This is a genomic window from Frankia sp. AiPs1 (genome assembly GCF_023716945.1).
GTDB lineage: Bacteria > Actinomycetota > Actinomycetes > Frankiales > Frankiaceae > Frankia.
In genome coordinates this window covers 1-9,736 of record NZ_JAMQQF010000203.1, presented here as the reverse complement: position 1 = coordinate 9,736, position 9,736 = coordinate 1, and the positions used below count along the sequence as shown (strand labels likewise).

General features: G+C 71.4%; 5 protein-coding genes. 3 read left to right on the top strand and 2 right to left on the bottom strand.

Features of this window, described 5'->3' with window-relative positions; translation table 11 throughout:
- The 3 genes from ND748_RS17660 to ND748_RS17650 form a co-directional block, all read left to right on the top strand.
- Positions 1–1,530: aldehyde dehydrogenase family protein (locus ND748_RS17660; protein WP_251746901.1), on the top strand; the 1,530-nt coding region annotated here is incomplete at its 5' end.
- Positions 1,531–2,010: 480 nt separating this feature from the next.
- Complete coding sequence (ppk2, locus tag ND748_RS17655) at positions 2,011–3,036, top strand: polyphosphate kinase 2 (protein WP_251746900.1); 1,026 nt, start codon at positions 2,011–2,013, stop codon at positions 3,034–3,036.
- A gap of 193 nt (positions 3,037–3,229) precedes the next feature.
- Entirely contained in the window at positions 3,230–4,219 is a 990-nt protein-coding gene (locus ND748_RS17650) for a 1-aminocyclopropane-1-carboxylate deaminase/D-cysteine desulfhydrase (RefSeq protein ID WP_374215956.1), read from the top strand.
- 19 nt (positions 4,220–4,238) lie between these two features.
- On the opposite strand, the gene ND748_RS17645 is transcribed toward ND748_RS17650, so the two are convergent.
- Complete coding sequence (locus ND748_RS17645) at positions 4,239–5,633, bottom strand: cyclopropane-fatty-acyl-phospholipid synthase family protein (RefSeq protein ID WP_251746898.1); 1,395 nt, start codon at positions 5,631–5,633, stop codon at positions 4,239–4,241.
- Between the two features lie 328 nt (positions 5,634–5,961).
- Positions 5,962–9,495: a DNA polymerase III subunit alpha gene (dnaE, locus tag ND748_RS17640; protein WP_251746897.1), complete on the bottom strand. Its 3,534-nt coding sequence runs from the start codon at positions 9,493–9,495 to the stop codon at positions 5,962–5,964.
- Between the last annotated feature and the right edge of the window lie 241 nt (positions 9,496–9,736).

The window sequence follows — 9,736 nt, the reverse complement described above, 5'->3', positions numbered from 1 at the left end:
GCAGCGCGCGAGTGGGCCGCGGTGCCGGCCCCCGTGCGCGGGTCGGTGATCGGCAGCTTCGGCCGGCTCGTCGCGGACAACGCCGACGCCCTCGCCCGGCTGGTGACCCGCGAGGTCGGCAAGCCCGCCGCCGAGGCCCGCGGCGAGGTCCAGGAGATCATCGACACCTGCGAGTTCTTCCGCGGGGAGGGCCGGCGGCTCTACGGGCAGACGGTGCCGTCCGAGATGCCGGACCGCCAGCTGTTCACCTTCCGGGAGCCCCTCGGGGTGATGATGGTGATCACCGCCGGGAACTTCCCGGTGGCCGTCCCGTCCTGGTACCTCGTGCCGGCGCTGCTGGCCGGGAACACGGTGGTGTGGAAGCCGGCCGAGTACGCCGCCGCCTGCGCGCAGGCGATGCTGGACCTGCTGACCGCCGCCGGGGTGCCCGCGGGCGCGGTGAACCTCGTCCCCGCCGACGGCCGGGCGACGTCACTGGGGCTGGAACGGGCCTTGGCCGCCGGGGCCGTGGACAAGGTCGGCTTCACCGGGTCCACCGAGGTCGGCCGGTACATCGGCGCCCTGTGCGGGCGGCATCTGCAGTCGCCGTGCCTGGAGCTCGGCGGCAAGAACCCCATGGTGGTCGCGCCCGACGCCGACCTCGATGCCGCCGTCGAGGCCGCCGTGTTCGGTGGCTTCGGCACCGCCGGGCAGCGCTGCACCTCGCTCGGCACGGCGATCGTGCACGAGTCGGTACACGCCGCGTTCGTCCGCCGCCTCGACGCTGCCGTGTCCGCCGCGGTCATCGGCGACCCCACCGGCGACGTGCTCTACGGACCGCTGCTCGACGCCCGCTTCGCCGCCGGTTTCGAGCGTCACCTCACCCTCCTGCGCGACCATCACCGCCTGTCGGGCTCCACCGCGCTCGGCCGCATCACCGGAGCCGGCGAGACCGGCGGGACCGGTAGGACCGGCGGGGCCGGTAGGACCGGCGAGACCGGCCGAGTCAGCGGAGCCGGCGGAATCGGCGGAGCCGGCGGTTCCGCGGAACCGCCCGGAGCTGGCGGCCTGCCCCGCAACGGCCCGCGGCGCGGCTTCGTCGGCGACCCGGACCGTGGGCTCTACTACCATCCACTGATCGTCGACGGCGTACGCCCCGACGACGAGCTGTTCCGCGAGGAGACCTTCGGTCCGATCGTCGGCGTCACCACCTACCGCGACCTCGACGAGGCAATCGAGCTGGCGAACCTGCCCGGCTACGGCCTGTCGTCGTCGATCTACACCGCGGATGCAGCGAGCGCGCTACGGTTCCGCCGCGGGGTGCGCGCCGGAATGGTCAGTGTCAACGGTTCGACGACCGGCGCCGAGGCGCACCTGCCCTTCGGTGGCAACGGCCGCTCCGGCAACGGCAGCCGCCAGTCCGGGATCTGGATGCTCGACCAGGTCACCCGCTGGCAGTCGCTGAGCTGGGACTACTCCGGCCGCCTGCAGCGCGCCCAGCTCGACACCGCGGTCCCCGCCGCCAACCTGTCCTTCCGCCTGCCGAACTGACCCCCCGCCTGCCGAACTGACCCCGCGCCTGCCGGGCGACGCGCCCCGCGGTGTGTGCATGGGAACGGCGTCCGCTGTCTCTTCCGTAGGGATAAATCGGGCGCCGAACCCTATCGAAGAGACAGGTAGGCGCTTGCCCGTGCATCCGCCGCTGACACATCGCCTGGACCGCGGTGCGATCGTTCGGGTCGAGATGGCGCTCGGTAGGCGACCGATTCGCCGGATGTGTCGGATGCGGACTGTTCCGTCACCTGGTGTTCGGGTGTGCGTCAACCGGGGGCCGGCCGGCCTCCGTACCGTTGGCCGGCCGGCTGCCTCCGGCCCTGCGGATTCGCCCTGGTAAGCGGTGCCGTTTCGGTGGGTGGTGCCGACTCGGTGGGCGGCGCTGTTTCGGTGGGTGGTGCCGACTCGGTGGGCGGGCCGTCGGGTGGGAACAGCCACCAGGTGCAGCCGCGTTGTCCGTACGGGAGGGAAGTCAGCGTGACTCAGGTCGAACGGGTGATCCCCAAGGGTGCCGCCGGACGGGTGGAGCCGCTCGTGCGCGGCCTCGCCGACGGTCACGGCGGCTGGCTCGGCGCGGCCGGTCTCGCCGAGAAGGTGGGAGCCCAGGCGGAGAGCCTCGTCGGCCTGCGGGTTCTCGACGAGGACGACGACGAGGCGACGTTGCTGCGGCCCGACGGCACCCCCGTCGACACCTGGCGGGAGAACTACCCGTACGACACCCGGCTGGAACGGGCCGACTACGAGCGGGACAAGCGGCTGTTGCAGATCGAGCTGTTGAAGATGCAGTACTGGGTGAAGGAGACCGGGCAGCGCATCGTCCTGGTCTTCGAGGGGCGTGACGCCGCGGGCAAGGGCGGCACGATCAAGCGGTTCACCGAGCACCTCAACCCGCGCGGCGCCCGGGTCGTCGCCCTGGAGAAGCCGTCGCCGCGCGAGCAGCAGTCCTGGTACTTCCAGCGCTACGTCGAGCATCTGCCCGCCGCCGGCGAGATCGTCATGTTCGACCGGTCCTGGTACAACCGGGCCGGCGTCGAGCGGGTCATGGGGTTCTGCTCCCCGGAGGACTACCGCGAGTTCCTGCGCCAGGCCCCGGAGCTGGAACGGATGTGGACCCGCAGCGGCATCAGAGTGATCAAGCTGTGGTTCTCGGTGTCGCGCCGCGAGCAGCAGACCCGGTTCATCGTCCGCCAGATCGACCCGGTGCGGCAGTGGAAGCTCAGCCCCATCGATCTCGCCGCCCTCGACCGCTGGGACGACTACACCGACGCCAAGGAGGCGATGTTCTTCTACACCGACACGTCGGAGGCGCCGTGGACGGTGGTGAAGAGCAACGACAAGAAGCGGGCCCGGCTGGAGGCCATGCGCCACGTCCTGCACGAACTGCCCTACGCCGGCAAGGACGCCGACGTCGTCGGCACGCCGGACTCGCTCATCGTCGGCCCCGCCGTGGACCTGCTGGAGACCGGCGAGAAGGCCGACCGCACCTTCCCCACGCTGCACTGATGCGGCGCGGTCGCGCCGCGGCACCGAGGCGAGCTCGGCTACCTTGCCGTTGAGGGGGGTTTCCTGTCCGTTTCGTCCCCCCCGAAGGGCAAGGAAGGAGGGCGAGGTGAGTGCCGAGCGGGCGAGGGGCGGTTCGGCGGCGGGTACGGGACTGACCGGGCGGATGCCGCCATCGTCGCAAGACGAGGTCACGATGGACGCCCGGCTGGACGCCCGGCCGGCCGAACTGTTACCGAGGCTGCCCTCCCCGATCGAGGAGCTCGCGGACGGCCGGCTGGCGGAGCGGGGGATCCGCCTGCTGCTCAAGCGGGACGACCTGATCCATCCGGCCATTCCCGGCAACAAGTGGCGCAAGCTGCGGGGCAACCTGGACGAGGCCCGCCGGCTCGGGCACGACACGCTGCTGACCTTCGGCGGCGCGTACTCGAACCACATCCGGGCGGTGGCGGCGGCCGGCGGGCTGTTCGGCTTCCGGACGGTCGGGGTGATCCGCGGCGAGGAGCACCTGCCACTCAACCCGACGTTGCGCTTCGCCGCCGACGCCGGGATGCGGCTGACCTACCTTGACCGGACCTCGTACCGGGCGAAGACGTCGGCCGCCGTCGTCGAGCGGCTGGGCGCCGAGTTCGGCGAGTTCCACCTGCTGCCCGAGGGCGGCAGCAACCCGCTCGGCGTCCGCGGTTGCGCTGGGCTGCCCGCCGAGATCGATCGCCCCTTCGACGTGATCTGCTGCTCGTGCGGCACCGGCGGCACCCTCGCCGGCATCGCCGCGGGCCTCGGACCGGGCCAGCGTGCCCTTGGCGTCCCGGTGCTGCGGGGCGCCGGGTTCCTCGCCGCCGAGGTCGACGCCCTCCAGCGCGCCGCGTTCGGCGTGAACTCCGGCAACTGGACCATGGCCTTCGACTTCCACTTCGGCGGCTATGCGAGGTCGACCCCGGAACTGGTCCGCTTCATCGCCGACTTCCGTGACCGCCACGGCCTGGCCCTGGAACCGGTCTACGAGGCGAAGCTGCTCTACGCCCTGGTCGCCCTCGCCGCAGCCGACGCCTTCCCGCCCGGTACGACGGTCGTCGCCGTCCTCAACGCCCTGGCGGACGACCCCGGACCCGCCGCCCAACGGCGAGTCGCCCCCGGCCCGGGTGCCACAACCCCAGGTCGGGGCCTCACCCGGTGGTCCAGGTGACGGCCCCGGCGGGGTGGGGTCAGCCGGTGGTGGGCTGGGTGGGCAGGGGGGCAGGGGAGTCGTAGCGGGGGCGCAGGGGCTGGCCGGAACGGCCGGCGTCGGGGCGCACGGCCAGGGTCTGGTGGATCTGGGTCTGGCCGGTCTCGAAGCTGAGCGCGGAGCCGGCCATGTACAGCCGCCACACCCGGGCCCGCCCAGCGCCGACCTGGCCGACGGCGGCGTCCCAGTTCTCCTCCAGCGCCCGAACCCAGGCCCGCAGGGTCAGGGCGTAGTGCTCGCGCAGGTTCTCGACGTGACGGACCTCGAAGCCAGCGGCCTGCGTCAGGGTGGTCATCAGGCCGATCTCGTGCAGCTCCCCGTCCGGGAAGACGTAGCGGCGCAGGAAGTCGCGGCCCTTCGGCAGCGGGATGGGGCCAAGGTGGGGCTGGTACCGGTACGCCCCGGCCGGGTCGCCGGGGGAGGAGATGCCGTGGTTGAGCAGCCGGCCGCCGGGGCGTAGCAGCCGGTAGAGGCTGGCGAAGTACGTCGGCAGCATCGCCCGCCCGACGTGCTCGACCATGCCGACCGAGCTGATCGCGTCGAACGGGCCGTCGGGGATCTCCCGGTAGTCCTGCAGGCGGATCTCGATGGCGTCGGTGAGCCCGGCCTCGGCGATCCGCCGGCGGGCCTCGGCGGCCTGCTCCACCGAGATCGTCACCCCGACACCGCGGACACCGTGGTGGCGGGCGGCGTGGATGAGCATGCTGCCCCACCCACAGCCGACGTCGAGCAGCCGCTCGCCGGGGCGCAGCCCGAGCTTGCGGCAGACCAGCTCGTGCTTGGCGGTCTGGGCGGCGTCGAGCCCGCTGGCCGGCGACTCCCACACCCCGCACGAGTAGGTCATCGTCGGGCCGAGCAGCAGCCGGTAGAAGGCGTTGGACACGTCGTAGTGATGCGAGATCGCCGCGGCGTCGCGGTGTCGGCTGTGGCGGCGCCCGTGCAGCCGGGCCTCTTCCGGCGGCGGGGCGGGCGGGCGGGCGCCGAGCCCGCCCAGCAGGGTCAGCAGGGCGGGGGCCGTGGCGGGCGTGGGGCGATGGGGGATGGCGGACAGGTGGTTGCGCAGCTCCAGGGCGGCGAAGATGTCGCCCTCGACGTCGAGATCGCCGGCGACGTAGGCGCGGGCGAAACCCAGCTCGCCGGGGCGGAACAGGGCGCGGCGCATCGCCTCCGGCGAGCGCACCACGACCTGGGTGGGAGTGTCCGGGCCGAGCGCGGAGCCGTCCCACAGGACGATCCGCACCGGCGGCGCGGTCCCGATGAAGGTCTCGAGCAGGGTGCGGGTCGCCCGCGCCAGCTCCGGCGACCACCGTGGGTCCGGAACATAGGGCGGCTGGGCGGCGGGCTCGTGCTCCTCCAGTTCTCGACTGATCGTCAAGGCGCATCCTCCGGGTCGTGTGCGCGGTCCCGTCGGCTGGGACGTCGCCGGAGACTGCCCGGTCGGCACCCGCCCGGCCAAGGACCTCCGCGCATGCCGGTGGCCCGGTCGAGCGGCGGATGGCCCGTGGCCGGCCCAGCCCCCCTGGGGCGCGGTCGCACCTGGTTACCTGGCTTCCATCGTCCCCCAGAAACGCCGTGTGCGAACGGTGTCCGGTGTCGCATGGCCGTACCCCCGACGGCGGGAATATTTCGGCCGGTTGACGTAGAGAAAACTGCAGGTGGCGGTGGGTGGGGAGGGGCCGAGAGGGGGCCGGGAGCAGCCGGGCTCAGGCGACCGCGGCGGCGCCGAGCAGGGCCTTGAGATCGCCCATCAGCGCGGGGGTGCGCTGGACCTTGTAGGCGTCGTCGAGGCGCAGCAGGGTGACCTGGCCGGGGGTCTGCAGCCGCAGGTGCACCTCGGTCGTCCCCGGGTGGGTGCCGAGGACCTCGCGCAGCCGTTCCACCGTCGGCGGGTTCACCCGGGCCACGGACATGGTGATCACCACCGGGGGGCTGAGCGCCGCCTCGCTGAGGTCCGGCACGGTCAGCTCGGCGGCGATCAGGCGCGGGGTGTCCTCCCGCTTGTCCAGGCGACCCCGGACGATGACGACGGCGTCCTCGGCGAGCTGGGTGGAGCACACCTCGTAGGTCTGCGGGAAGAACATCACCTCCAGCCCGCCCGCGAGGTCCTCGACGGTGGTCAGCGCCCACAGCTTGCCCTGCTTGGTCACCTTGCGCTGCAGGCTGGAGATGATCCCGGCGATGGTCACGGTGGACCCGTCGGCGTACTCCCCGCCGGTCAGCGCGGCGATGCTGCAGTCCGCCCGCGCGGTCAGGATGTGCTCGACCTCCCGCAGCGGATGGTCGGAGACGTAGAGCCCGAGCATCTCCCGCTCGTGGGACAGCTTGACCGCCTTGTCCCACTCCTGGTCGGAGAACTCCTGCACGCCGAAGACGGGCGCGGTGGCCGGGTCGTCGTCGGCGTCGAGGGCGAACAGGTCGAACTGGCCCTCGGCGTTCTTCTTCTTCACGCCCATCACCGCGTCGACGGCCTGCTCGTGCCGTTCCACCAGGCCGCGGCGGGTGTGCCCGAGGGCGTCGAACGCGCCGGCCTTGATCAGCGACTCGATGGTGCGCTTGTTGCAGACCACCGCGTCGACCTTGTCGAGGAAGTCCGGGAAGGAGACGAAGCGGGTCTTCGACCTGCGGGTGCGGACGATCGACTCGACGACGTTGATCCCGACGTTGCGGATGGCGGCCAGGCCCACCCGGATCTCGGCGTCGCCGTGCGCGGTGTAGTCGGCGTTGGAGCTGTTGACGTCCGGCGGGAGCACCCGGATGCCCATCCGGCGGCACTCGTTGAGGTAGATCGCGCTCTTGTCCTTGTCGTCGCGCACCGACGTCAGCAGCGCGGCCATGTACTCGGCCGGGTAGTTCGCCTTGAGGAACGCCGTCCAGTAGGAGACCAGCCCGTAGCCGGCGGTGTGCGCCTTGTTGAACGCGTAGTCGGAGAACGGGACGAGGATGTCCCACAGCGTCTTGATCGCCGCCTCGGAGTACCCGTTCGCCTTCATCCCCTCCGAGAACGGGACGAACTCCTTGTCGAGGATCTCCTTCTTCTTCTTGCCCATCGCCCGGCGCAGCAGGTCGGCGCCGCCGAGGGAGTAGCCGGCGACCTTCTGCGCGATCGCCATGACCTGCTCCTGGTACACGATCAGGCCGTAGGTGGTGTCCAGGATGTCGGCGAGCGGCCCGGACAGCTCCGGGTGGATCGGCGTCCGGTCCTGCTGGCCGTTCTTGCGCAGCGCGTAGTTGATGTGCGAGTTCGCGCCCATCGGCCCCGGCCGGTAGAGGGCGATGACGGCGGAGATGTCCTCGAAGTTGTCCGGGCGCATCATCCGCAGCAGCGAGCGCATCGGGCCGCCGTCGAGCTGGAACACCCCCAGGGTGTCGCCGCGGCTGAGCAGCTCGTAGGCGGCGGAGTCGTCGAGGGTGAGTCCGAGCAGGTCGATGCGGACGCCGCGGTTGGCCTCGACGTTGCGCACCGCGTCGTCCATGACGGTGAGGTTGCGCAGGCCCAGGAAGTCCATCTTGAGCAGGCCGAGGGTCTCGCACGTCGGGTAGTCGAACTGGGTGATGATCGCGCCGTCGGCGTCGCGGCGCCACACCGGGATGTGGTCGATGATCGGTTCGGCGGACATGATGACGCCGGCCGCGTGCACCCCGGCCTGGCGGATCAGCCCCTCCAGGCCCTTCGCCGTCTCGATGACCTTCTTGACGTCCGCGTCGGACTCGTACATCCCGCGGATCTCCCCGGCCTCGCTGAAGCGCGGGTGCTTCGGGTCGAAGATGCCACCGAGCGGGATGTCCTTGCCCATCACGGCCGGCGGCATCGCCTTGGTGATCCGGTCGCCGACGGCGTACGGGTAGCCGAGCACCCGCGAGGAGTCCTTGATGGCGGCCTTGGCCTTGATGGTGCCGAAGGTGACGATCTGGGCGATGCGGTCGTCGCCCCACCGCTCGGTCACGTACCGGATCACGTCGCCGCGACGACGTTCGTCGAAGTCGATGTCGATGTCGGGCATGGACACGCGCTCGGGATTGAGGAAGCGCTCGAACAGCAGCGAGTGGGGGATCGGGTCGAGGTCGGTGATGCCGAGCGCGAAGGCGACCATCGACCCGGCGGCGCTGCCGCGGCCCGGCCCGACCGGGATGCCCTGGGCCTTCGCCCACATGATGAAGTCCGCGACGACGAGGAAGTACGACGGGAACCCCATCTGCAGGATGACCCGCGTCTCGTACTCGACCCGCTCGCGGTGTTCGTCGTCGAAGCCGTCGGGGAAGCGCCGGTCCATCCCCGCCCAGGTCTCGGCGCGAAACCAGCTCTCCTCGGTCTCGCCGTCGGGCACCGGGAAGCGGGGCATCAGGTTGTGCTTGGCGAACATGCCGGCCGGGTCGACCCGCTCGGCGATCATCAGCGTGGTCTCGCAACCCTCCTGCCAGACGTCCGAGGAGTCGATCCCGTACATCTCCTCGGCGCTCTTGAGGAAGTAGCCCGAGCCCTCGAACTGGAACGACGGGTTGGCCACCGTCGAGGCCGTCTGCACGCACAGCAGCGCGGCGTGGGCGTCGCGCTCGGACTCGTAGGTGTAATGCGAGTCGTTGGTGACGACGAACCGCATGTCCAGCGCGCGGGCGATGTCGACCAGGCCGTCACGGACCCGCCGCTCGATGTCGAGCCCGTGGTCCATGATCTCGCAGAAGAAGTTCTCCTTGCCGAAGATCTCCTGGTAGGTGGCGGCGGCCTGCAGGGCGGCGTCGTACTGGCCCAGGCGCAGCCGGGTCTGCACGATGCCCGACGGGCAGCCGGTCGTCGCCATCAGCCCGTCGGCGTGCTCGGCGATGATCTCCTGGTCCATCCGCGGCCACTTGATGTAGTGACCCTCGATCGACGCCCGTGAGTTCAGCCTGAACAGGTTCTTCAGCCCGTCGGCGTTGCGCGCCCACATCGTCATGTGGGTGTAGGAGCCGCCGCCGGAGACGTCGTCGCTCTTCTGGTGCGGCTCGCCCCAGCGCACCCGCTGCTTGAGCAGCCGCGACTCCGGGGCGACGTACGCCTCGCAGCCGATGATCGGCTTCACGCCCGCGGCGGTGGCCTGCTTGTGGAAGTCGTACGCCCCGTACATGTAGCCGTGGTCGGTGATCGCGACCGCCGGCATCTGCTGGCGTGACACCTCGCTGAACATGTCCTTCAGCCGAGCCGCCCCGTCCAACATCGAGTACTCGGTGTGAACGTGCAGGTGGACGAAGGAGTTTGACACGTCGGACCCTCCCGCGCGCTGGGCACGCCGGTCGAAGCGGGGCCGATCACCCCGGCACGGGCGGACGGCACGCCGGCGCGCCGGGTGCGCTCGCCACGGGGATCGGCCGGATGGACGGGGCTTTACCCGGCAGCCTAGCGGCCCGCCCGAGCCTGCCGGCGCCTCCATCGCCATGTCGGCACGACCATCACGAAGGGACACCGCTGTGGTGCGGATCGGCACCGCGGGGCCGGGCCGGGCC